The sequence below is a fragment of the Sphingomonas rubra genome, assembly GCF_900115745.1.
Classification (GTDB): domain Bacteria; phylum Pseudomonadota; class Alphaproteobacteria; order Sphingomonadales; family Sphingomonadaceae; genus Sphingomonas; species Sphingomonas rubra.
In genome coordinates, this window is sequence record NZ_FOXP01000004.1 from 182,824 (window position 1) to 207,535 (window position 24,712).

Genomic DNA, 24,712 nt, shown 5'->3' on the forward strand with positions numbered 1-24,712 from the left:
GGCGAACGCGGCCTTCGAGGCAGTGGACCGGGGGCCGGAGCCCCCGCCCGGATCAGAAGCCGATGCGGACGCCGGCGTAGAAGCGGCGACCGAGCGGGTCATAGGTGCCCGTGTCGGTATCTTGCCCGGCCGAGTAGCCAAGGTCGGCGAGGTAGGGCGGCTTGTTGTCGAGCAGGTTGAACCCGCCGACGTAGAACTCGAAGTGATCATTCGCGCGGAGGCGGATCTGCGAGTCGAGGTAGAACTGCGGCCGCACGCGGTAGAGCGGGTTGCTCCCCGGACGCGCGCCCGTCAGCTGGTCGTCGAGGCTCGCCTGGCTCAGCCACGTGCCCGTCACCGTCAGCCCGACGTTGTCGATGTCGTAAGCCGAGTTGATCGTGAAGCGATCACGCGACGCACCAATCTCGCCCGCGAAGTAGTCGCGGTCGGCGCCGGGCAGCGGCACGGTGTAGCCCGAGATGAGGTGCGTGTACGATCCTCGCAGGTTGAGGTTACCGGCCAGGCCCAAGTCGGTGAGATTCTGGCGGAACGTCACCACCGTATCAATGCCCTGCGTCTTCACGCCGCCACTGTTGAGCGCCGAGGTGGTCAGCTGGTCGAGCGATCCAGCGCTGTTGGGGCCGAGCGGGCCCGAGCGCCGCACGATCTGGCTACAATAGTCCTGGACGCCTTGCTGGTAGCACTGGTTCAGGATAAACTGCAGCGGCGTCGATACGATCGCATCCTTGATGCGGATGTTGAAGTAATCCACCGTCAGCGTGAAGTTGCGCAGCGCCCGGATCGACTTCGGCGCGATCACGACGCCCGCGGTGAAGCTGTCGCCCTTTTCCTCCTGGAGGTTGGGGTTGCCTGCCTCGAAGCTGGTGACGCCTTGGATGTCGGCCTGGTTCGCCACGAACGCGCCGCCGTTGGCCGCGATGTTCGCCAGCACGCCCGCACCCGCGCGGCACTGAGTGCCGAGCGTCCCCGCCGTCGCCAGTGTCACGCCGATGCATGGATCGCTGACGCTGGGGAAGTTTTGCTGCGGCGCCTGGAACAGCTCGTTGATGTTGGGCGCGCGGACTGAGCGCGCCGCCATGACGCGGAAGCGGACGTCGCGGATCGGGGCCCACTCGCCGCCGTAATTGTAGCTGTAGGTGGTACCGACAGTCGAATAGTTTGAGATGCGCAGCGCGCCGCGGACCGACAGCGAGTGGAAGAACGGCCGGTCTTGGAGCAGCGGCGCGATGACCTCGCCGAAGCCCTCCCACAGGTGGAAGCGGCCCGACGTCGCCGGCAGCGCGTTGTTGCCGTTGAGGCCCTGCTGGGTGAGCAGGTCGAAGTCGTTGCGGCTGGTCTCGCGGCGGTATTCGGTGCCGACGCTGAAGCCGACCGGGTCCGCGCCGAACAGCGAGAACAGGTTGCCCGACACGTTGCCGCCTGCGACCGTCTGCGTGACCTTGGTCGACAGCATCGTCGGCACCGCGAGGTAGCTCTGCGCCGCCGTCAGCGCGCCCGCGCCGTAGATGTTGGCGGGGATGCAGCCCGCCGCGCGTGCCGCCGGGTCGGCGCAGACGATCTGGCCGGTGGCGGGATCGCGGAGCGAGTTCAGCGCCTGGAAGAAGTTGGCGGTGTTGAACTGCCCGTTGCCGCTCTGGTCCTCCTTAGTCTGGCCGTAGATGCCGTAAACCTCGTAGTTGAAGCGATCGTCGAGGAACTTGCCGTTGGCACCGCCCGCGAAGCGGAACGTGTCGCGGCTCGCGCGGCTGGTGCGCGGGCCGAAGTCGGACAAGCGACGATCGAAGTAAATGTCGCGCAGCCTGTCACCGTCGGTGTCGGTTGCGGCGTTAAAGATCGCATCGGGAACGAACGGATTGCGGTAAGTAACGCCGCCTACAACCGACTGGATCGCGATCTGTCCGCTGTTGCGCGGGTTGCTGAAGGTCGAGTCGAGCGGGAAGGGCTCGATAACCGTGCTCACCTTAGTCTTGGCGTAATTGCCCTCGGCGAAGAGGTTGAACGCGGGCGAGACCTCGAAATTGGCGCGGCCCGCGGCGACGTAGCGCTCGACCGGCACCGCAAGATAGCGGAAGTCGGAGCGGTTGAAGCCGTCGGGCCCTGCAACCGAGCCATCGGCGTTGACGCAGCCGCCGGTGCCGTTGGTCGACGCGCAATTGCGCAGGCGACCGTCTTGCCCGTAGGTGAAGGTCTGGTCGCCGGCGTAGTAGCGGCCCTGCGGTGCGAAGCCCGACAGGAATGGCCGTTGCGGCGTGAACAGGTCGGCGTCCTCGCCGGTGACGTTCAGGCCGCGGCTGGTCGAGTCAATCGCGCTTGAGCCGCCCTCGGTCGAGCGGTCGCGCTTCAGCACGGTGCCCTGCTTCGAGTAGCCGCCGAACAGCATGACGTTGCCGCGGCCTTCGGCGAAGTTCTTGCCGACGAGCAGGTTGACCTGGCGGTCGAAGCCGTCGCCGCGCTCAGAAATGCCGGTCTGGCCGTCGAGCTGCACGCCGTCGAAGTCGGTCTTGTAGACGAGGTTGACGACGCCCGCGACCGCGTCCGACCCGTAGACCGCCGACGCACCGCCGGTCAGCACGTCGGTTCGCGCGAGGAACTGCGTCGGGATTACGTTTAGGTCGACCGCATTGCTGCCGGGGACGCCCGAAACGAAGCGACGGCCGTTGACCAGCACCAGCGTGCGGTCCTCGCCCAAGTTGCGCAGGTTGACGGTGGCAACGCCGGCACTCTGCGTCGCGAAGCTCGAATTGGTGCGGCTGATGCCGGGGGTGCCGAAAGCGGGGTTCTGGAGCAGCAGGTCTTGGACGTTGACGACGCCCGACTGCCTGATTTGTTCGGCGCCAATCACCTGAAGCGGCGAGGCGGCCGTAGCCGAAGGGGACTGCACGCGCGAGCCTGTGACCACAATCTCGTCGCCGGTGGCAGCCTCTTGCAAACCCGACTGCTCGGTCGGGTTGCCGGCGGGGATGCGCCCGGTCTGATCCTGGGGGGCGCCGGCAGGCTGCTGCGCGGCTGCGGCAGCAGCATTGTCCTGCGGAGCCGAGGCGGCATCCTGCGCGCTGGCGGGACACGCAAGCGACGCGGCAGCGACCAGGAACGTCGTGCCCAGAAGACTGTTGCGGTAAATTATCGGCATAGCATGATTCCTGCACAAACCACGTGAGATTGCTGCTCACGAAGAAGCGCAGGCATTTATGATAGGATTGCTGCCCTATCGAGCCCCGCCCCGGCCTTTTCCCTGAAAAAACAACGATGTCACTATTCTGCAACAGCTGAGAGCTCAACCAGCGCTTCCAACCTTCGATCTGGATCGCCTACACAGGATCATGGATCGATGGTGTGGCGTTCTCCGATGATGGTACTCCAGACCGACGCAGCTGTGATGCTCGGCATAGTGTTGCTGGTGCTCGTTGCTGGCGCGGCGACGATGCTCTTTGTCGGGGTGCGCGCTCGCGGGGAAGCGGCGGCGGCGCGGCGGCAGCTTGCGCGGTTGCAGGCCACGTTCAGGACCAGCCCGGCTCTCGCCATGTTGGTGCGCGGCGACGGACGGATCGAGATACCCTCCACGCTTGCTGCGTCGCTCGGCCTCGATCAGCCGGCACGGACGCTCGCGGATTTGGCGCAGGGCGAGCACGGCCTCTCCGCCGAAGACGTGGATGGCCTGATCCGCGACGTCGACGTGGCGCAGCGGGCCGGACGGCCGTTCGAGCGGGCGGTGATGCCGCAGGGGACCGAGCGGACATTCGCACTGCGCGGCAGTCGCGCGCCGGCCGATCTGGGCGTCGGTGTCCTCGTCTGGGTCACCGACATTAGTGACGCGCGCGTCGAGATCGAGCGGCTGGGCAGCGAGGCGGCGCGGCTCGCCGAAGCCTACGACGCGCTGTCCGGCCTGATCGAGGCGGCGCCGCTGCCGATGTGGGTGCGTGCCGCCGACCTGAGCCTGGCGATGGTCAACACTGCCTATGTCGACGCGGTGGAGGGACGCGATGCCGACGACGTCGTCGTGCGCGGCGTAGAACTGGTGGAAGGATCGGGCCGCGGCGGTCCGCTCGCCGGGGCGACGGCCGCGCGCGACACGCGCCGCCCGAGCGAGCAGGTGCTGCCGGCCACGATCGACGGCGAGCGGCGGTCGCTGCGCGTCATCGACGTGCCGCTGCCCGGCGGCGGCGTCGCCGGCTTCGCGGTCGACGTCGAGGATCTGGAGCGGGCACGATCCGGCGCCAAGCGCTTCGCGGACGCGCAGCGCGGGATGCTCGACCGGCTGTCGGCGGGCGTGGCGCATTTCGGTCCCGACCGCGGCCTGCTGTTCTGCAACCAGCCGTTCCGGCGGCTGTTCGCGATGCGTAACGAGTGGCTGTCCGACCGCCCCGAGTTCGACCGGGTGCTGGAACGGATGCGCGAGGCGGGGCGCCTGCCCGAGGTGCGCGATTTCCCCGGCTGGAAGGCGGAGCGGCGCGAATGGTTCGTCGCCACTGACTCGGCGACTGAGGAGAATTGGCACCTGCCCGGCGGCACCCATCTCCACGTCGTGGCGCAGCCCCTGCCCGACGGCGGACTGCTGTTGATCTTCGAGGATCGGACCGAGCAGGTGCAGCTGGCCAGCGCGCGCGATACGCTGCTGCGCGTCCGCACCGCCACCTTCGACAATCTGTTCGAGGCGCTGGGCGTCTTCGCCGCCGATGGCCGCCTCCAGCTGTGGAACAACCGCTTCCGCGCGCTGTGGGGCGTCGACGAGCAGTTCCTGTCCTCGCACCCGCGCGTCGACGCCTTTGCCGAGCGGATCGCCGAGCGGTTAGCGACGCCCAGCCGCTCCGCGCTGATCCCCGACCTGGTCCGTTCCGCCACTGCCGAGCGACAGCAGCGCGGCGGCCGCGTTGCCTTCGCGGACGGCCGCCACTTCGAGTTCGCGGGCGTGCCGCTGCCCGATGGCAACGCGCTGTTCACGATGCTCGACATCACCGACAGCCGTCGGGCCGAGCAGGCTCTGCGCGAACGCGCCGACGCGCTGGAGGCAGCGGACAAGGTCAAGACGCAGTTCGTCGCCAATATGAGCTATGAACTGCGCACGCCGCTGACCTCGATCGGCGGCTTCGCGGAAATGCTGCACGGCGGCTACGCGGGTGATCTGCCCGATGGAGCGGTGACCTATGTCGAGGCGATCCTCGACTCGGTGGAGCGGCTCGGCCTGCTCGTCGACGACGTGCTGGACCTGACCAACGGCGGACAGGGCGCGGCGATCGAGCGCGCCGATGTCAATCTGGCGGAGGTACTGCGCGCCGCGGCGGAAGCCGTGCAGCCGGCGATCAAGCGCCGCCGCATCGATTTCGCGGTGGAGGTCGCGCGCTCGGTCGGGCGGGTGCAGGGCGATGCCAAGCGTCTGCGCGAGGTCGCCGAGCATCTGCTGCGCCACGCCACCGGATCGCTGCCGGAAGGTGGCCGCATCCTGCTCCACGCCGACGGTACCGCGACGCGCGCGCGGATCGTGGTGTCGGATGACGGGCCGGGCCTCGACGCCGACAGCCTGACGCGCGCCTTCGACCGCTTCGCCGAGCCGGGATTGCAACCGGGGGGCGAGCGCGCGCTGGGCCTTGGCCTGCCGCTGGCGCGACAGTTCGTGGAGGCGCACGGCGGCACCATCGCCATCGTGTCGGAGCCGGGCGAGGGTACGCTGGTCACCGTCGAGCTGCCGCGGCGATGAGGTCTCGCGTGCGTGCCTCTTTCTTCGTCACCCCGGACTTGTTCCGGGGTCCACCACCCCGCGGGCGCGTCGGCGCTTCCTTCCGGCGGCCAAACTCGTGGACGAGTGGACCCCGGAACAGGTCCGGGGTGACGGGCGAGGTAACCACCCGTTCCACCGGCAGGCGAGGGCGATGATCCTTCCCGACATCGCCGCCACGGAGGCCGTCGGCGCGCGCCTCGCCGGGATCGTGCGGCCAGGAGACGTCATCACCTTGTCCGGGCCGCTCGGCGCGGGCAAGACCAGCGTCGCGCGCGGCCTTCTCGCCGCGCTCGGCCTTGCCGGTGAAGCGCCGAGTCCCAGTTTCGCGATCGTCCAACCCTATGACCTGCCCGAGGTTCGCCTGCCGGTGTGGCACGTCGACCTCTACCGCCTCGACGACCCGGACGAGGTCGACGAGCTGGGGCTGGAGGACGAGCGCGGCGACGGGCTGCTGCTGGTCGAGTGGCCCGAGCGGGCGGGGGAGGGCGCGTGGCCCGAGGCGCTGGCGCTCACCTTGTGGATCGAGCCGGACGGCGCGCGTCGCTTGACAGTCGTCGTCCCCGAAGCTTGGGAAGCGCGATGGCCGACATGACTGCTGCCGCCGGCGCCTCCAGGGACTTCGCCGCCTTTCTCGCCGCGCATGGTTGGGGCGATGCCATCGTCGCGCCGCTCGCCGGCGATGCCTCGTTCCGCCGCTATTTCCGCGTAACCGACGGTGCGCGCACGGCCGTGCTGATGGACGCGCCGCCCCCGCACGAGGATACCCGCCCCTTTGTCGCGATGGCGCGCTGGCTGGACGAGCGGGCTTTCCTGGCGCCCGCGATCCTGGCGCTGGACGAGGCGCAGGGCCTGATCCTCCTGTCAGACCTGGGCGACGTGCGGATGTGCGAAACGGCGGATCAAGGGGCGGACGAACTGGCGCTGTATTGCGAGGCGGTGGACCTGCTGGTCGAGCTTGCCCGGCATCCGGCGGGGCCGCTCGCGCCGTACGACCGCGCGACGATGCAGCGCGAGGCGGCGCTGTTCACCGAATGGTACTGTCCCGCAGTGGGGCTGACCGTCGATATCGAGGGCTACGCCAAGGCGTGGGACGCGGTGCTTGACCACGGCTTGGCGGCCGAGCCGGTGACGGTACTTCGCGATTACCACGCCGAGAATCTGATGCTGGTTGGCACCCCTCGGCGGCTGGGCCTGCTCGACTTCCAGGACGCGCTCGCCGGCCATCCGGCCTACGACCTCGTTTCACTGCTTCAGGACGCGCGCCGCGACGTGGACCCGAGCGTCGAGGACGCGATGCTCGCCCGCTACCGCACGGCGACGGGTACGGGCGACGATTTGCTGCGCGCCTATCACGTGCTCGGCGCGCAGCGGAATGCCAAGATCATCGGCATTTTCGCACGACTGTGGAAGCGTGATGGCAAACCCCGTTACGCCGGCCTGTGCCCGCGCGTGTGGACCTATCTGGAGCGCGACCTGAGCTACCCGGTGCTCGCGCCCGTCGCCCGCTGGTTCGACGACAACGTCCCGCCTGAGCGGCGCGGCGACCCGATGCTGTTGGCCGCATGACCCGCCCCCTGGCGATCCGCCCGGAGCCCGGCGGGCAAGTGCCGCGTACCGCGATGGTAATGGCGGCGGGGCTGGGCAAGCGGATGCGCCCGCTCACCGCCACCCGCCCCAAGCCAATGGTCGAGGTGGCGGGCAAGCCGCTGATCGACCACGTCTTCGCGCGACTCTCTGCGGCAGGGATCGAGCGCGCGGTGGTCAACGTCCACTATCTCGCGGACAGCCTGGTCGCGCATCTCGGCACCCGATTCGACGGGGTCGAGGTGGTCGTGTCGGACGAGCGGGCGCGGTTGATGGAAACCGGTGGCGGCCTCGTCCAGGCGCGTCATCTGCTGGGCGACGAGCCGGTCCTGGTCGTCAACAGCGACAATCTGTGGATCGACGGGCCCGTTGACACGGTGAAGCTGCTCGCCTCGCGCTGGGACGACGCGGCGATGGATGCGCTGCTCCTCGTCGTGCCGCTCGCCCGCGCGCACAACTTCCGGGGCAGTGGCGATTTCCACGTCGGACCGGACGGGCACATCACCAAGCGCCGACGCGAGGGCACGGTGGCGCCCTTCGCCTATACCGGCGTGCAGATCCTCCACCCCCGGCTGATCGCCGACTGGCCGGCGGGGCCGTTCTCGACCAACCTGTTCTGGGACCGCGCGATTGCCGCCGGCCGTGCCTTCGCGCAGGTACATCAGGGCCTGTGGTTCGACGTCGGCACGCCCGCCGCCATTCCGCGCACGGAGGCGATGCTCGCCGATGGCTGAGCCGGGCAGGGGACTGCGGCTCTACACGATTCCCGCGCACCGCGCCTTCGCCGACGCGCTGGTCGCCGGGCTGATGCGCCGCCATGGCGAGGCGAGCGGGGCGAACGCGCTCGCCCGCGGGCTGATCCTGCTGCCCAACAACCGCGCCGCGCGCGCGGTGACGGAGGCGTTCGTTCGCGCGAGCGGCGGCGGGCTGGTCCTACCGCGGCTGGTGCCGATCGGCGACGCCGACCTGGGCGAGGCGGTGGGTGCCGCACTCGACGCGATCGATTCCGACGGCGACGACGCACCGCCGCCGCCCGCCATCTCTACCTACGCACGCCGCATGATCCTCGCCCGACTGGTCGGCGAGGAGCGCGACGCCGCCGGCCAACCGGTCTCCGCGGCGGAGGCGGTGCGGCTGGCGGGCGATCTCGCCCGTACGCTCGACCAGCTGCTGGTCGAGGAGGTGGCGCCGTCGCGGCTCGCCGAACTCGATCTCGGCCCCGAACTGACGGAGCATTGGGCCACCGCGTTGCAGACCTTCTCCGTGGTGCTCGACCGCTGGCCGTCGGAACTCGCCCGCGTCGGCGCGATCGACGGCGTGGAGCGGCGCGCGCGGCTGCTCGGCCGGCTGGAGCGGCGCTGGCGACGGACACCGCCGCCGGGCTTCGTCTGCGCGGCGGGTATTACCGATCCCGCCCCCGCCGTGGCGCGGCTGCTCCGCTGCGTCGCGGAAGGGGAACGGGGACAGGTCGTGTTCGCGGGGCTCGATCTCGGCATGCCGGACGAGGAGTGGGACGCGCTCGGCCCGCATCGCCCCGATCCGGACACGGGGGTGCGGCGAGCGTCGATCGAGACGCACCCGCAATACCATCTGAAGCTGCTGCTCGACCGGATGAGCGCGGCGCGCGGCGAGGTCTCGGCGTGGCGCGCGGGCGGCGCGATGGTCGGCTGGGGCGCCGATTCGGACAGCGCCCGCGGCCGCGCCGTCGCCAACGCGCTCGCCCCCGCCGATTTCACCGGCAAGTGGACAACGCTGGACGCCGCGGATCGCCGCCTCGCCGGCGTCGCCGCGGTCGAGCTCGCCACTCCGGCGGAAGAGGCGCAGGCGATCGCGCTCGCCCTGCGGGAAGCGCTGGAGGAGCCGGGCCGCACCGCCGCGCTGGTCACACCGGATCGCGCGCTCGCCCGCCGCGTGGTCGCGCACTGCCGGCGGTGGAACGTCGACGTGGTCGACACCGCCGGCCAGCCACTGGCGCTGCTGCCGCCGGGCACGCTGCTGCTCGCGCTGGCGGAGGCCGCGGCGCAGCGGTTCGCGCCGCTCGCGCTGTTAACGCTGCTCAAGCACCCGCTGGTCCGTGCCGACGGGCGGCTCGCCTGGCTGGACGGCGTTCGCGCGCTTGACCGGCGCCTGCGCGGCCCCCGTCCGCCCGCCGGGCTCGACGGCATCGCCCTGGCGCTGGGCGATCGCATGCCCGACTTCTGGGCGGAGGTGCGGCGGCTGCTCGATCCCGTTGCCCGCACCTTTGCGGACGGGGCGCAGTCGTTGTCGGGCTTCGTCGCCTGCCTGCGAGAGGCGGCGGTGGGCCTGTGCGGCGACGCGCTCTGGGCGGGACCCAACGGCCGCGCCGCCGCCGAGTTCGTCGCCGAGCTGGAGGCCAACGCCGCGGCCGGTCCGGCACTGGTCGACCCCGCCGAAGTCGCGCCGATCCTGCGCACCTTGCTCGACGAAGTCGCCGTCCGCCTGCCCGCTGGCCAGGGCCATCCGCGCCTCGCCATCTACGGGCTCAGCGAAGCGCGGCTCCAGTCGGCGGACCTGATGGTGCTCGGCGGCCTCAACGAGGGCGTCTGGCCCAACCGGCCCGCGCCCGACCCGTGGCTCGCCCCGCGCATCCGCGCCGCGCTCGGCCTGCAAGGGCTGGAGCGGCGCATCGGCGTCGCCGCGCACGATTTCGCGCAAGGTCTCGGCGCCCCGCGCGCGCTGGTCACCCGCGCGCGGCGCGATGCCTCCGCGCCCGCGCTCGCCTCGCGCTTCTGGCTCCGGCTTCAGGCGATGGCGGGCGACCGCTTCGAGCGCGACGCGCGCCTGGAGCACTGGGCCCGCGCGCTCGACGCCTCGGCCGATTTCGCCCCCGCCGATCGTCCGGCGCCGCTCCCCGCCGCCGGCCTGCGCCCCCGCGCCATCTCCGTCACGGAGGTCGACCGGCTGAAGGCCGACCCCTACGCCTTCTACGCGCGCCGCGTGCTCGGCCTGTCGCCGCTCGATCCCGTCGACGCCGACCCCACCGCCGCCTGGCGCGGTACCGCCGTCCACCACATTCTGGAGGCGTGGTGGAAGGAGGACGCCTGCGATCCGCACGCGCTCGCCCCGCGCGCCGCGCGGATGTTGGCGGAGGCGGAGGTCCACCCGCTGCTGCGTGCGCTGTGGCAGCCGCGCCTGCGGGAGGCGATCGACTGGATCGTCGCCACCGTCGCCGCGCAAGGGGCCACCGGCCGCCGCGTCCTCGCCGCCGAGGGCAAGGGCGCGATCGACATCGCTGGCGTCACCCTGTCGGGCCGCTACGACCGCATCGACCGGCTGGCCGACGGCGCCCTGGGCGTCATCGATTACAAGACCGGCAAGCCGCCGTCCCCCGCCGCGGTGCGCGAAGGGTTCAGCCTCCAGCTCGGCCTGCTCGGCCTGATCGCCGAGCGCGGCGGCTTCGCGGAGGTCGAGGGCACGGCCGGCGCCTTCGAATATTGGTCGCTCGCCAAGGGAGCCAAGGGCGCATTCGGCTTCGTTCAGAGCCCGGTCGACCCGGCGGGCAAGGCCGACAAGATCATCACCGCCGACTTCACGACCGTCGCCGCGCGCAACTTCATCGCCGCGGCCAACGACTGGCTGACCGGCGAAGCGCCCTTCACCGCCAAGCTCAAGCCCGAATTCGCCCCCTATGCCGAGTACGACCAGCTGATGCGCCGCGACGAATGGTATGGTCGGGAGGACGGGCGTGATGGGTGAGTGGCGCCGCCTGCCGCCGCTGAAGGGGGAGCAGCGCGCCGCGTCCGACCCGCAGGCGCATGTCTGGCTCTCCGCGTCGGCGGGGACCGGCAAGACGCAGGTGCTGTCGGCGCGGGTGTTCCGCCTGCTGCTGGCGGGCGTCGATCCGTCGGCGATTCTGTGCCTCACCTTCACCAAGGCGGGTGCCGCCGAGATGGCGCACCGCGTCAACCAGCGCCTCGCCGCGTGGGTCCGGCTGCCGGAGACCGAGCTGTTCCAGGATCTGGTCGCGCTCGGCGAGCCGGGCGGCGAGGCGCAGATCGCCCGCGCCCGCACGCTGTTCGCCCGCGTCCTCGACGCGCCGGGCGGCGGCCTGCGCATCCAGACCATCCACGGTTTCTGCCAGGGCCTGCTCGCTGCCTTCCCAGTCGAGGCGGGGCTCACCCCCGGCTTCCGCCCGCTGGAGGCGCGCGAGGAGGCGGTGCTGGCGCGCGAGGCGCTAGCGCAGATGCTCGGCCAGGCCGAGCGTGAGGGCCGCCGCGCCCCCGTGGAGGCGATCGGCGCCCTTTCGCTGCGGCTCGGCGAGGGCGGCGCGGAGGCGTTCCTCCAGGCATGTGCCCGCTCGCTGCCGGGGTTGGAGGCGCTCCCCGCCGGCATCCCGCCTTACGTGCGCCGTGCGCTCGACCTGCCGCAGGGCGATATTGCCGACGCGCTCGCGGAAGGATGCGCCGCGATCGACCGCGACGCGCTCGCCCGCATTGCCGCCGCCAATGCCGCATGGGGCACCAAGAGCGGCCTTGCCCGCGCCGACGCGGTCGCCGCCTGGCTGGTTCTGTCGCCCGAGCGCCAGGCCGCGGGGCTCGCCGACCTCCATCACGTCTGGGCCAAGGCGGATGGCGACCCGCGCTCCTTCGCCAAGGGTCAGGCGCCGCAGGACCTGGACTATGCGGAGACCGCGACCGTGCTGCACGGCGCCTGCGCGGCGCTCCTCTCCATGGCGACGCGCGCCACCTATGCCGACCTGCTCGCCGACGCGCTGACCGTGGGGCGCGAATATGCCCGCGCCTATGACCTTGCCAAGCGCCGGGTCGGCGGCGTCGACTTCGACGACCTGATCCGCACCGCCGTGCGCCTGCTGGAAACGCCCGGCATCGGCGAGTGGGTGCGCTTCAAGCTCGATCAAGTGACCGAACACGTGCTGATCGACGAGGCGCAGGACACCAACCTCGACCAGTGGCGCATCGTCGGCGCGCTGGCGGACGAGTTCTTCGTCGGCCGCGGCATCTACGCGCCGCGCACCCGCACGCTGTTCACCGTTGGCGACTGGAAACAGGCGATCTTCGGCTTCCAGGGAACCAGCCCGCTCAACTTCGCCTGGGCCGAGCGCCATTTCGGCGGCCGCGCGGCGGAGGCGATCGGCGGCGACGACTGGCCCGAGCACGACCGCGGCCTGCCGTTCGAGCGGCTGTCGCTGACTCATTCCTTCCGCTCGGTCGCTCCTATCCTCCGCTTCGTCGACGCGGCGGTCGCCCAGGTGCCCGAGCCCGGCCTGGGCGCGATCGGCCAGGTCGAGGAACACGCCAGCGAGGTGCCCGGATCGGGCGGCGTCACGCTCTGGCCCCCCGTCGTTGCCGGGGCCGCCGAGGACGCGGACGGCGAGGAGGGCTGGATCGACGATTCGGTGCGCGAGCTCGCCGCGCGCATTGCCCGCCAGGTGAAGCGCTGGCTGGACGAGCCGCTGATGCTGGGAGCCAAGGGGCGGCGCCTGCGTCCCGAGGATGTGATGATCCTGGTCAAGCGGCGCGGCGACCTCGCGAGCCTGCTCGTCGCGCGCCTCTACGCCGAAGGGGTACCCGTCGCCGGCGTCGACCGCCTCCGCCTCAACGCGCCGCTCGCCGTGCAGGACCTGCTCGCCGCCGTCCGCTTCGCGCTCCAGCCCGACGACGACCTGTCGCTCGCCAGCCTCCTCGTCTCGCCGCTGATCGGCTGGACGCAGGACGAGCTGATGCACGCGGCCCCACGCGAACACGGCAGCCTGTGGCGCCACCTGACGCATACGCAATCGGACGAGCGGCTGGCGCCGCTCCGCCGCATCCTCGCCCGCGCCGACTTCGCCACGCCGTACCAGCTGCTCGAGGAGATGCTGTCGGACGAGCTGGACGGCCGCCGCAAGCTGATCCGCCGCCTGGGGGCGGAGGCGCGCGACCCGATCGAGGAACTGCTGTCCGCCGCGCTCGCCTTCGAATCGACCACCACGCCATCGCTGCAACGCTTTCTCGACTGGTTCGATCGCGGTGACGTGGAGATCGTCCGCGACCCTTCCGCGCCCCTCGACGCGGTGCGGGTGATGACCGCCCACGGTGCCAAGGGCTTGCAGGCGCCGCTCGTCATCCTCGCCGACGCGTGTGTCGACCCGACCCGCTCGCCCCGCTCGGTGCTGCGCTGGTCGCCGGAGGAGGGGGCGCCGCCGATCCCCGTCTTCGCGCCCCGTGCCGCCGAGCGCGGCGGCCCGCTCGATGCCGTCCGGGACGAGGCCGATCGGCGCGAGCTGGAGGAGCATTGGCGCCTGTTCTACGTCGCCGCGACCCGTGCCGAGGAGCGGCTGGTGATCGCCGGCGCGCTCGGCCCGGGCGCCAGGGGCCAGGTGCCCGCCGCCAGCTGGTACGCCGCCGCTGCCCGCGCGCTCACCGATCTGGGCGTCGCGGAGGGAGAGGGCGTCCGATCCTTCACGAGCGGCGATCCGGTGTCGCCCGCGCGGACATCGGCGGCCACCGCGATCGCAGACCCCGATCCGATCCCCGCATGGGCCCGCCGACGGGCGCCGCAGGAGTCGCGTCCGCCGCGCCCGCTCGCCCCTTCCGCGCTCGGCGACGATACGGTCGCCGATCCGCCGCCAACGCCCGCGATGCGGGCCGCGGCCGAGCGCGGGCGTCTGCTCCACGCGCTGTTCGAGCGGCTGCCCCCGATCGCTGTCGCCGATCGCACCGCCGCCGCCGATCGCTGGCTGCGCGACACCGGCGGCGTCGCCGATCCCGCCACCCGTGCCGAGATGATCGCGCAGGTCGCCCGCATCCTCGACGATCCCGCGCTCGTCGAGCTGTTCGGCCCGAACAGCCTCGCCGAGGCGCCGATCGCCGCCACGATCGCCGACGGCCGCGTCATCGCCGGCACCGTCGACCGGCTGCTGGTGGGCGAGGATGTCGTGCGGCTGCTCGACTTCAAGACCGGCCGTCGCGTGCCGGACGAGCCGCCGCCCTATCATCTGGCGCAGATGGCCGGCTACGTCGCCGCGCTGGAGGCGATCTTTCCCGGTCGGCGGGTCGAGGCGGCGCTGCTCTACACTGCAGGCCCGCGGCTGGTACCGCTCGCCGCCGCTGACCTCGCCCCTCACAAGCCGCGCTTCGCGGGGACGGAGCAAAGCTCTTCACCGAAGCATTGAGCGGAACGACGCGGGACCCTAGATCGGCCGCAATCAAGGAGAATTCACATGGCGACCAAGACCATCACCGACGCGAGCTTTCAGGCCGACGTGCTCCAGGCGGACAAGCCCGTCTTGGTCGACTTCTGGGCCGAATGGTGCGGCCCGTGCAAGATGATCGGCCCGTCGCTCGAGGAGATCTCTGACGAGCTGGGCGAGCAGGTGACGATCGCCAAGCTCAACATCGACGAGAACCCCGATGCGCCCGGCCAGTACGGCGTGCGCGGCATCCCGACCATGATCCTGTTCAAGGGCGGTGCCCCCGCCGCGACCAAGGTCGGCGCCGAGCCCAAGGGCCGGATCAAGGCCTGGCTCGAAGGCGAGCTCTGATCCGGTCGTATTCGTCGGCGGTGAATGCTGCCGTCCTCCTGCGGACGCGTGACGTTCCGCAGGAGCGCGGTGGGCCGAAGCGATTTCTGCCGATCGCCGACGTGTATCTGCTTCTCTCCGTCATGCCGGGCTTGTCCCGGCATCCAGAGTTACCGGTCGAGCCGCTGCTTTGCTCTGGATGCCGGGACGAGCCCGGCATGACGGTTCAAGGATTGGACGTCGTTACCTTTTACGACCGGTAATCGGCGTTGATCGAGATGTAGCCGTGCGTCAGATCGCAGGTCCACACCGTCGCGCGGCCATCACCTAGCCCGAGGTTGACGCCGATCTCTACCTCCTGACCCCTCAGGTGCGCGGCCACCGGCACCTCGTTATAACCTTCAATCGCCAGTCCGCCTTCCGCCACCGGCGTCGCGCCGAAGCGGATCGCCAGCCGGTCGCGCTCGGCCGGCTCGCCCGCCTTGCCGACCGCCATGACCACGCGGCCCCAGTTCGCGTCCTCGCCCGCGATCGCCGTCTTGACCAGCGGCGAATTGGCGATGCTCATCGCGATTCGGTGCGCCGACCGGTCGCTCTCCGCACCCTCCACCGACACCTCGATCAGCTTGGTCGCCCCCTCGCCGTCGCGCACGACGAGGTGCGCGAGTTGCCGACACAGATCGGCCAGCGCCGCGCGGAACGCGTCGGCGCCGATGCCGTCGTCGTCGGCGAGCACCCGGTTTCCGGCCGCGCCGGTTGCGAAGGCGAGCACCGTGTCGCTGGTCGACGTATCCCCGTCCACCGTGATGCAGGAGAAGCTCGGTGCGTTCGCCGCGGTCAGCGCGCGCTGGAGGAAATCCGCCTCCACCGCCGCGTCGGTGAATATGAAGCCGAGCATCGTCGCCATGTCGGGCGCGATCATGCCCGATCCCTTGATGATGCCGACCAGCGTCACCGTCCGCCCGTCGACCACCGCGGTGACGGAGGCGCCCTTGGGATAGGTGTCGGTCGTCCCGATCGTCTCCGCCGCCGCCTGCCACCCGCAGGGCCCGGCCGCGAATGCCGCGTCGAGCCCCGCTTCGGCCCGGTCGATCGGCAGCGGCACGCCGATCACGCCCGTGGAGGCGACGAACACGTCGGACGGCTTGCACCCGACCTCGCCCGCGACGCGCGCGGCGATCGCCTCCACCGCCGCCCGTCCGCGTCCGCCGGTGAAGGCGTTGGAGTTGCCGGCGTTCACCACCAGCGCGCGTGCCTGGCCGAGAGTCAGCGCGGCGCGGCACCATTCCACCTCGGGCGAAGGGCAGCGGCTCTGCGTCAGCACCCCCGCCACCGTCGTTCCTTCGGCCAAGGTCGCGAAGGTCAGGTCGCAGCGGTCCCATGCCTTGTACCGCGCCCGCGCGACGCGCAGCTCCACGCCGGCAACCGGCGGCATGTCGGGGAAGGGCAGGGCGAGGGGAGAGATGGTCATGCCGCTCCGTTATCGCGAGGGCGCACGATACGCCAGCGCGGCCGCCCCGCACGGACATGGTGGACGCGCCGCGCCCGGCTGCCTATGTCAACGCCCGCGATGAACCTGCTGCTGCTCCTCTCGGCGCTCCTGTCCGCGCTCACCGGCGTCGGCGCGAGCGCGCGCGCGCCGGAGCGGGCGCAGGCGGTGGCGGAGGCGAGCATCGGCCGGGCGGCCCAGGCGATCGCGCCGGCGCACGCGATCAGCAGGCCCGCGAACGTCGTCCCCGCGCTGGTCGCGGCGGCCCAGCCGATCGTCCTCCTGACGACGCCTGCCCCCCGCGCGCTGCCGCGCTGGATCGACCGCCGGCGCGAATAGCGGCCGCGCCGCTTCGTTCCCACGCTGTTCCTCGCGGCACCGCAACCGGCGGCGGCCGCGCCTCTCGATATCAGGAATCCCTCATGTTCGGTGGCTTTGCCAAGTCGATCTTCGGGTCGTCCAACGACCGCTACGTCAAGTCGCTCAATCCCACGATCGCGAAGATCGCGTCGTTCGAGCCCACGCTCCAGGCGATGTCGGACGCGGAGCTGGCGGCGCAGACGCCCAAGTTCCGCGAACGGCTGGCGAGCGGCACCAAGCTCGACGACCTGCTGCCCGAGGCGTTCGCCACGGTGCGCGAGGCGGCGCGCCGCGTGCTCGGCCAACGCCACTATGACGTGCAGATGGTCGGCGGCATCGTCCTCCACCGCGGCGAGATCGCCGAGATGCGCACGGGCGAGGGCAAGACGCTGGTCGCGACGCTCGCCACCTATCTCAACGCGCTGCCCGGCAAGGGCGTCCACGTCGTTACCGTCAACGATTATCTCGCCAGCCGCGATGCGTCGTGGATGAGCCAGGTCTACGGCTTCCTCGGCCTCACCACCGGCGTCATCATCCCCAACCTGACCGACGAGCAGCGCCGCGACGCGTACCATTCGGACATCACCTACGGCACGAACAACGAGTTCGGCTTCGACTATCTGCGCGACAACATGAAGTATGAGCGGAGCGGGATGGTCCAGCGGCCGTTCAATTTCGCGATCGTCGACGAGGTGGATTCGATCCTGATCGACGAGGCACGCACGCCGCTCATCATCTCCGGCCCGACCGACGACAAGTCGGAACTCTACATGCAGGTCCACGCCGTCGTCCGCCAGTTCGCGGCGGAAGATTACGAGATGGACGAGAAGCAGAAGACTATCATCCTAACCGAGGACGGCACCGAGAAAGCGGAGCGGATGCTGGAGGCGGCGGGCCTCTTGGAAGGCGAGAACCTCTACGATTTCGAGAACACGCAGGTGGTCCACCACCTCAACCAGGCGCTGCGCGCCAACATGATGTTCAAGGCGGATACCGACTATATCGTCAAGGACGGCAAGGTCGTCATCATCGACGAATTCACCGGCCGCATGATGGACGGCCGCCGCTGGTCCGACGGCCTGCACCAGGCGGTGGAGGCGAAGGAAGGCGTGCAGATCGAGCCCGAGAACCAGACCATGGCCTCGATCACCTTCCAGAACTATTTCCGCATGTATCCGAAGATCGGCGGCATGACCGGCACCGCGGCAACCGAGGCGGCCGAGTTCTACGACATCTACAAGATCAACGTCGTCTCCATCCCCACCAACGTTCCCGTTCAGCGCGTCGACGAGGAGGACGAGTTCTACAAGGACACCGCCGACAAGTTTCGCGCGATCGCCAAGAAGATCCGCGAGCATGCCGAGAAGGGGCAGCCGGTGCTGGTCGGCACCGTGTCGATCGAGAAGTCCGAGCTGCTGTCCGAGTTCCTGGTCCAGGAGGGCGTCGACCACAAGGTGCTGAACGCCCGCTTCCACGAGATGGAGGCGCACATCGTCGCGCAGGCTGGCCGCAAGTCGGCGGTCACCATCGCCACCAACATGGCCGGTCGCGGCACCGACATTCAGCTAGGCGGCAATCTCGAATTCCGCATGTCGGACGAGCATCCCGACCTCGTCGCCGGTACCCCCGAATACGACGCGCGGGCCGCCGAGATCACGCGCGAGATCGCCGCGGAGAAGGCGGCGGTGCTCGCCGCCGGCGGCCTGTTCGTGCTCGGCACCGAGCGGCACGAGAGTCGCCGCATCGACAACCAGCTGCGCGGTCGCTCGGGCCGTCAGGGCGACCCCGGCCTATCGCGCTTCTACCTGTCGCTCGACGACGATCTGCTGCGCATCTTCGGACCCGACACGCTGTTCGCCAAGATGATGCGCAACAACATGGAGGACGGGGAGGCGATCGGCAGCAAGTGGCTGACCAAGGCGATCGAGACCGCGCAGAAGAAGGTCGAGGCGCGCAACTACGACATCCGCAAGCAGGTCGTCGAGTATGACGACGTGATGAACGACCAGCGCAAGGTTATCTACGAGCAGCGCAGCGACATCATGGACGCCGAGACCGTCGGCGAGATGGTGGAGGACATGCGCGCCGAGACGGTCAACATCGTCGTCGGCGAGGCGTGCCCGCCCAATTCCTATCCGGAACAATGGGACGTGCAGGGCATGAAGACCCGCGCGGCCGAGGTGCTCAACCTCGACCTGCCGGTCGAGGACTGGATGGCGGAAGAGGCGATCGACCCGGAGATCGTGCAGGAGCGCGTTCAGGCCGCCGCCGACGCCGCGATCGCCGACAAGGCTGCCTCGCTGGAGCCGGAGACGTGGACCCAGGTCGAGAAGTCGATCCTGCTCCAGCACCTCGATCATCACTGGAAGGAACATCTGTCGACGCTCGACGCGCTGCGGCAGGTCGTGCATCTGCGCGCCTACGCGCAGAAGACACCGATTAACGAGTATAAGCAGGAGGCGTTCGCGCTGTTCCAGCGCATGCTCGACAACATTCGCGAGGACGTGACGCGCACTATCGCGCACGCCAACTTCCAGTTCGAGGCGCCGACCGCGCTGCCCGAACTGCCCGACTTCATCACCACCCATTTCGACCCGTTCACGGGCGAGGACAATTCGGCCGACATCGACGCGGGCACCCGCGGCTTCGTCACCACGCAGCTGCCGCCGATGCAGATCGTCCGGCCCGAATCGCAGGATATCGGCCAGGACCCCGCCGAGTGGGAGGGCCGCGTTAACCGCAACGCCCCGTGCCCATGCGGATCGGGTCGCAAGTACAAGCACTGCCACGGCGCCGTCGGTCCGGCCTGACCGTCACTCCCCTTCCGCGCAGGTAGGGGAAGCGGCGCACGCACCTGCCTCCTCGACCTGATGGCAACGGAAAAGGGCCGGACCGCGTGACGCGATCCGGCCCTTTTCACCATCGATCGTAGTCCCGCGACGGGACGATGAGCCCCGACTAGCGCCGACGCGGGTCGGGGAGCTGCACCGACGGCCCAACCGTGTCGACTACGCGCCGCGCATCGAAGGCGCGGATGTTGTCGCGCGGAATCGGCCCGCGACGCATCACGATCTCGGCCGACGCCTCGAATCGATCGACGGTGCGGACGTCGAAATTGTTGAAGCCGCCGCCCCAACCGCCCCACGGGCCCCAGCCGCCGCCGAAGGCGCCGCCGTAGTAACGCCAGGAGGGGCCCCAGAAGCCGCCGAAGCCGCCATAGCCCCAGCCGGGACCGAAACCGCCACCGAAGCCCGGCGTCGAATAGGTGCGCGTCTGACGATCGGTGTCGCGATCGGCCATGACGAAGTAATCATAGCCGTTCTGGAGCGTCAGCTCGGCGGCGCGGAAGAACAGGTAGCGTTCCACCGTGTCGCGCGACGTCACGCTGTTGCCGGAGAAGTTGACCAGGAAACGATCGGGCTCGATCCGACGATCGCTGTAGCCGGTACGGTTGAAGCCCTGCCCGGTCGCGGGGCGGTAACGGGTCTCGGTCGCGCAGCCCGCGACCATCAGGGTGGTAGTGGCGAGTGCCGCCACGATGGCCTTGCGGCCGAACGACAAATGCATTTTCGGTCTCCGTTCGCGGCAGATGCGGCGAAACGCCCCGCATTAGCCATCGATAGCGGAACGAGCGATGAACGGGATGGGTCCACCGCCTTGACTTCGCCCCATTCGCGCTGATTGCGATCAGTCGCCGATCGCGTGCAGCACGATCTCGCGCCGGTGGGGGCGGCGGCGATGCTCGAACAGGTAGATGCCCTGCCACGTGCCGAGTGCGAGCTGCCCGCCGATGATCGGCACCGATAGTTGCGTCGCCGTCAAGGCGGCGCGCAGATGCGCGGGCATGTCGTCCGGCCCTTCCTCGTCATGCTCGTACTCGGCCGATTCGGGGGCGATCCGCGCGAAATACCGCTCCAGATCGGCTCGCGCGGCGGGTGCAGCGTTTTCCTGGATCAGCAGCGACGCGGACGTGTGTCGGCAGAACAGCGTCAGTAGCCCCGTGTCCAGGCCCACCTCGTTGAGCGCGGCGGTGACGCGATCGGTGATCTCCACCAGTCCCTGGCGCCGAGTGTCGATGGACAGGATGTGCTGGAATTGCCGCATGGGCGGACAATGCCTGAGCCTTTGCGGAGGCTCCGTCGCGATCCGCCTTTTCCCAACCGCGCTCCGGCAGGCTGGGGGTGGCTCCCTGAGTAGGATTCGAACCTACGGCCGCTCGATTAACAGTCGAGAGCTCTACCGCTGAGCTATCAGGGATCGTTGCCGTGCGCGGGTCTATAAACGGCGATTGCGGCGATGCAACCCCCTCGTTCGCGGGAGCCGAAATCAGCCGATGAACTGTTCCATACTGATCCGGTCATCCAGCGCGTGCTCCGGATCGAACAGCAGCGTCAGCTCGCGCGCGCGGTCCATGCACACGTCGACGCGCGCCACGTCGCGCACCTCGCGCTGATCGGCGACGGCCGACACGGGCCGCTTGGCGGGGTCGAGGACGGTGAAAGAAATACGCGCCTTGTCGGGCAGGATGGCGCCGCGCCAGCGCCGCGGGCGGAACGGGCTGATCGGCGTCAGCGCCACCATGTTGCTGCCGAGCGGCAGGATCGGCCCCTGCGCCGACAGGTTGTACGCGGTCGACCCCGCCGGCGTCGCCACCAGGATGCCGTCGCAGGCCAGTTCCGGCATTACCACACGGTCGTTGACCGTCACTTCCAGCTTCGCCGTCTGCCGCGTCTCGCGCAGCAGCGACACCTCGTTGATCGCGGGCAGCGCGTGGACGCGACCGTCGACGCCGGTGGCGGTCATCGCCAGCGGCGTGACCTTGAACGCCTTGGCCCGGTCGAGCCGCGCCTCCAGCCCCTCGGTCCGCCACTCGTTCATCAGGAAGCCGACCGTGCCCAGGTTCATCCCGAACACGGGCACCGGCGGCCGGCGTTCCAGCATGCGGTGGAGCGTCTGGAGCATGTGACCGTCGCCGCCCAGCGCGATCACCACGTCGGCCTGGTCGACCGGCACCCAGTCGGCCGCGTCCGCCAGCGTCCTGGCCGCCGCCTGCGCGGGCGCGGTGGGGGAAACGGCGAGCGCGAGCCGCCGGTGGCCGCTCATCCGCCCGTCACGCTCATGTGCCGCGCCACCGCCGGCGCCTCGCCCGCGCCGATGCGGAAATCGTGGCGCGCCGGCTTCAGTCCCAGCCCGCGGTCGATCGCCGCGTCGAGCCCGGCCACGCCGCCGTCGCGCAGCGCGCCCTTCAGATCGACCTGATCGTCATGGCCAAGGCACAGGTACAGCTTGCCCTCCGTCGTCAGCCGCACGCGGTTGCACCCGTCGCAGAAATTGGCGGTCAGTGGCGAGATGAGGCCGAGTCGCGTGTCGGTCCCCTCCACCCGCCAGTAGCGCGCCGGGCCGCCGGTGCGGTGCGCGTCGCGGACCAGCGGAAAGCGCGCTTTTAGGTCGTCCATCACCGCGGTCAGCGGCAGGAAGCGGTCGGTCCGATCCTCGTCGATCGTTCCCAGCGGCATGGTCTCGATCAAGGACAGGTCGAGCCCCTCTTCGACGCACCAGCGCAGCATCGCGGAAAGCTCGTCCTCGTTGAGACCTTTCAGCGCCACCGCGTTGATCTTGACCCGCAACCCCGCGTCGCGCGCCGTCCGGATGCCGCCGATCACCTGCGCCACGTCGCCGTGCCGGGTGATGAACCGGAACCGATCGGGGTCGAGGCTGTCCATGCTGACGTTGACGCGCCGCACGCCGGCATCGACCAGCCGGCCGGCATGCTGCGCCAGCCGCGTGCCGTTGGTGGTCAGTGTCAGCTCGTCCAATCCGCGATCCAGGGAATAACCGAGCCGATCGATCAGCTCGCCCACGTCGCGCCGCACCAGCGGCTCGCCGCCCGACAGCCGGATCTTGGTCACCCCGCGCGCGACGAACCGCTCCGCGATGATCGCGATCTCCTCCAGGCTGAGGAGCGCCGACCGCGGCAGGAACGTCATCTGCTCCGCCATGCAGTAACGGCAGCGCAGGTCGCAGCGATCGGTCACCGAGATGCGCAGGTAGCGGATCGTGCGACCGTGCGGGTCGACCAGGGGAGAGGCGCAGCTCATCGCGTCGGGAGCTAAGGTGGCGGGCGACGGGGCACAAGCCCGCGATTGAGGGGCGGGGATGGGACGGCTAGGGTCTGCGATCATGAAGCAGCAACAATCGAGCGGGCCGATCGATGCGCGCGGCCGCATCGATGCCGCGCTGGCGGAGGTCGCGGCCTATCAGGGGCAAAGGCAGGGGCAGGGGCGGGGCGGCCTGCTCGTGCTGGCGGACACGCTGGCCGATGCCGAGCGGCTGGTCGACGCCGGTGCGACGCACTTCCTGATCGCGCCGCGCGGCGCCGGGGAGGTCGTGCTCGCCCTGCGCGCCGCCGGAGCGCTGACGGAGCGTCGCTCGCCCGAGGCGCGGGCGGAGGGGAGAGGGGAGGCGGCGGCGCTGCACCGCTGGCTCGCCGGGCGGCTCCAGGCGCACCAGCCCTGCGCGGCAGTCGCGATTGCCCTGTCGCGGCTCGACCTCGTCAACGCCGCGCACGGGCGAGCGCGCGCCGACGCGGCGATCGCCACCGCGGGCGAGCGGATCGCCGCCGCCGCGGGCGAGCGTGCCATCGTGGTCCGCACCGGCGACCGGTTCCTGCTCGGCGTGGAGGACGGCGACCTGCGCCTGCTCGCCGCCGCCCTGTCGCGCGCGCTGGAGGTGGAGGGCACGCGCGTGATGCTGGGCAGCCGCATCGGCGTGGCGGAGGCGATGCCCGGCGACGATGCCGACGCGCTGATCCGCCGCGCCACCGACGCGCTGGACGACGCGCGCGCGCCCGGCGCTGCCGCGGTGCAGGTCGCGGAGGCCGATGGCGTCGCCTCGCCCGACCGGCTCGCCATCGATCTCCACCACGCGGTCGCTGCGGGGGAGATCGACGTGCTGTTCCAGCCGCAGGTGGAGATCGCCACCGGTCGCATCGTCGGCGTCGAGGCGCTGGCCCGCTGGACGCATGGCCGGCTCGGCCCGCTCGGCGCCGACGCGCTGTTCGCCGCTGCCGACCGCGCCGATCTGGGGCTGGCGCTGTCCGATCACATCCAGGAGCTGACGTTGGCGCGCGCCGCCGCCTGGCCCCGTTCGCTGGGCGCGCTGCGCCTGTCGCTCAACCTGACCGCAGCCGACGTCGCTCGCGCAGGCTTCGCGCGCACGTTCCTCGACCGCGTCGACGCCAGCGGCTTCCCGCGCGGCCGGCTGACGGTGGAGGTGACCGAGAGCGGCATGATCCACGAGCTGGACCACGCCGCCGCGCTTCTCGCCGAACTGCGCGGGGCAGGGTGCCGCGTCGCGATCGACGATTTCGGCACCGGCTATTCCAGCCTCGCCTATCTGAAGGCGCTGCCGCTCGATTACCTCAAGCTCGACAAGGCGCTGGTCGTCGACATCGCCGGCGCGCCGCGTGACCGGGTGGTGGTGCGCGGTGTGATCGACATCGCCCGCGCGCTCGGCATTGCGGTGATCGCCGAGGGGGTGGAGACGCCGGCGCAACTCGCGCTGCTGACGGCGGAGGGGTGTGGCTGGTACCAGGGCTTCCTGCGCGCGGGGCCGCTGGGCGAGGACGCGTTGGTGACCATGGTGGAGGGACGATGATCGGCTTGATTCTGGCCGCGCAGGTCGCGGCGGCACCTGCCTCGCTGCTGGCCGCGCCGATGGCGGCGAGCGCGGCGGGGTGGAATGCGGGCGACCTGACCGCGTTCATGGCGGTCTACGCCGACGATGCGCTGTTCGTGACGGCCAAGGGTGTGGTGCGCGGAAAGGCGGCGATCGCAGCCCGTTATGCGCCGAGCTTCGCCAAGAGTGGCAACACGCGCGGACGCCTGTCCTTCGAGCCGCTGGTGGAGCGCACGATCGATGCGACCCACCGCCTGCTCGTCGCCCGCTGGACGCTGACCGGCGCCAAGGTGGAAAGCGGCATGACCACGCTGCTGTTCGAGCGCCGCGGCGGCGCGTGGAAGATCATCGCCGACCACAGCAGCTGACACACTCTGCGGAGGGGGAGCATTTCCCACTCGTCACC

At 70.4% G+C, this 24,712-nt stretch carries 17 protein-coding genes and 1 tRNA gene; 11 read left to right on the forward strand and 7 right to left on the reverse strand.

The annotated features are described in order from the left end of the window. Positions 1-52 precede the first annotated feature (52 nt). Positions 53-3,130, reverse strand: a complete 3,078-nt coding sequence (locus BM145_RS06560; protein WP_093332665.1) for a TonB-dependent receptor plug domain-containing protein — start codon at positions 3,128-3,130, stop codon at positions 53-55. A gap of 216 nt (positions 3,131-3,346) precedes the next feature. On the opposite strand from BM145_RS06560, the gene BM145_RS06565 reads away from it, so the two are divergent. The 7 genes from BM145_RS06565 (at position 3,347) to trxA (ending at position 14,801) form a co-directional block, all read left to right on the forward strand. Then, positions 3,347-5,692, forward strand: a complete 2,346-nt coding sequence (locus BM145_RS06565) for a sensor histidine kinase (RefSeq protein ID WP_093332667.1) — start codon at positions 3,347-3,349, stop codon at positions 5,690-5,692. 172 nt (positions 5,693-5,864) lie between these two features. Next, on the forward strand, positions 5,865-6,305 hold the full coding sequence (gene tsaE / locus BM145_RS06570) for a tRNA (adenosine(37)-N6)-threonylcarbamoyltransferase complex ATPase subunit type 1 TsaE (RefSeq protein WP_093332668.1): 441 nt from the start codon (positions 5,865-5,867) through the stop codon (positions 6,303-6,305). After that, on the forward strand, positions 6,293-7,279 hold the full coding sequence (locus BM145_RS06575) for an aminoglycoside phosphotransferase family protein (RefSeq protein WP_245739137.1): 987 nt from the start codon (positions 6,293-6,295) through the stop codon (positions 7,277-7,279). Before tsaE ends, BM145_RS06575 begins: the two co-directional genes overlap by 13 nt. Beyond that, positions 7,276-8,031 carry a nucleotidyltransferase family protein gene (locus tag BM145_RS06580; RefSeq protein WP_093332671.1) on the forward strand — a complete coding sequence of 252 codons (756 nt, stop codon included), beginning with the start codon at positions 7,276-7,278 and terminating at the stop codon, positions 8,029-8,031. The genes BM145_RS06575 and BM145_RS06580 overlap by 4 nt, the downstream gene beginning before the upstream one ends. Further along, on the forward strand, positions 8,024-11,014 hold the full coding sequence (addB, locus tag BM145_RS06585) for a double-strand break repair protein AddB (protein WP_093332673.1): 2,991 nt from the start codon (positions 8,024-8,026) through the stop codon (positions 11,012-11,014). Before BM145_RS06580 ends, addB begins: the two co-directional genes overlap by 8 nt. After that, a complete protein-coding gene (gene addA, locus BM145_RS06590) occupies positions 11,007-14,432 on the forward strand; it encodes a double-strand break repair helicase AddA (RefSeq protein ID WP_093332674.1) in 3,426 nt (1,141 codons plus the stop codon). The genes addB and addA overlap by 8 nt, the downstream gene beginning before the upstream one ends. A 48-nt stretch (positions 14,433-14,480) precedes the next feature. Next, positions 14,481-14,801 carry a thioredoxin TrxA gene (gene trxA / locus BM145_RS06595; RefSeq protein WP_093332676.1) on the forward strand — a complete coding sequence of 107 codons (321 nt, stop codon included), beginning with the start codon at positions 14,481-14,483 and terminating at the stop codon, positions 14,799-14,801. A 229-nt stretch (positions 14,802-15,030) separates the two neighbouring features. Here trxA and argJ read toward each other — a convergent pair whose 3' ends face one another. Further along, entirely contained in the window at positions 15,031-16,251 is a 1,221-nt protein-coding gene (gene argJ / locus BM145_RS06600; protein ID WP_093332677.1) for a bifunctional glutamate N-acetyltransferase/amino-acid acetyltransferase ArgJ, read from the reverse strand. A gap of 99 nt (positions 16,252-16,350) precedes the next feature. Between argJ and BM145_RS06605 the strand changes: the two genes are divergently transcribed. Together BM145_RS06605 and secA are read left to right on the forward strand one after the other, a co-directional pair. Next, on the forward strand, positions 16,351-16,608 hold the full coding sequence (locus BM145_RS06605; protein WP_093332679.1) for a hypothetical protein: 258 nt from the start codon (positions 16,351-16,353) through the stop codon (positions 16,606-16,608). Positions 16,609-16,691: 83 nt separating this feature from the next. Beyond that, a complete protein-coding gene (secA, locus tag BM145_RS06610; RefSeq protein ID WP_093332680.1) occupies positions 16,692-19,439 on the forward strand; it encodes a preprotein translocase subunit SecA in 2,748 nt (915 codons plus the stop codon). 148 nt (positions 19,440-19,587) lie between these two features. On the opposite strand, the gene BM145_RS06615 is transcribed toward secA, so the two are convergent. The 5 genes from BM145_RS06615 to moaA all read right to left on the reverse strand — a co-directional run bounded on the left by BM145_RS06615 (position 19,588) and on the right by moaA (position 22,727). Continuing rightward, entirely contained in the window at positions 19,588-20,196 is a 609-nt protein-coding gene (locus BM145_RS06615; protein ID WP_093332682.1) for a CC0125/CC1285 family lipoprotein, read from the reverse strand. Between the two features lie 120 nt (positions 20,197-20,316). Further along, entirely contained in the window at positions 20,317-20,733 is a 417-nt protein-coding gene (locus tag BM145_RS06620; RefSeq protein WP_093332684.1) for a secondary thiamine-phosphate synthase enzyme YjbQ, read from the reverse strand. A gap of 78 nt (positions 20,734-20,811) precedes the next feature. Then, a tRNA-Asn gene (locus BM145_RS06625) sits at positions 20,812-20,886 on the reverse strand. Positions 20,887-20,955: 69 nt separating this feature from the next. After that, a complete protein-coding gene (locus BM145_RS06630) occupies positions 20,956-21,732 on the reverse strand; it encodes an NAD kinase (protein ID WP_093332685.1) in 777 nt (258 codons plus the stop codon). Further along, entirely contained in the window at positions 21,729-22,727 is a 999-nt protein-coding gene (gene moaA / locus BM145_RS06635; protein ID WP_093332687.1) for a GTP 3',8-cyclase MoaA, read from the reverse strand. Before moaA ends, BM145_RS06630 begins: the two co-directional genes overlap by 4 nt. A gap of 82 nt (positions 22,728-22,809) precedes the next feature. On the opposite strand from moaA, the gene BM145_RS06640 reads away from it, so the two are divergent. Next, positions 22,810-24,285, forward strand: a complete 1,476-nt coding sequence (locus BM145_RS06640; protein WP_245739139.1) for an EAL domain-containing protein — start codon at positions 22,810-22,812, stop codon at positions 24,283-24,285. Further along, a complete protein-coding gene (locus tag BM145_RS06645) occupies positions 24,282-24,674 on the forward strand; it encodes a YybH family protein (protein WP_093332690.1) in 393 nt (130 codons plus the stop codon). The genes BM145_RS06640 and BM145_RS06645 overlap by 4 nt, the downstream gene beginning before the upstream one ends. Positions 24,675-24,712: the final 38 nt, after the last annotated feature.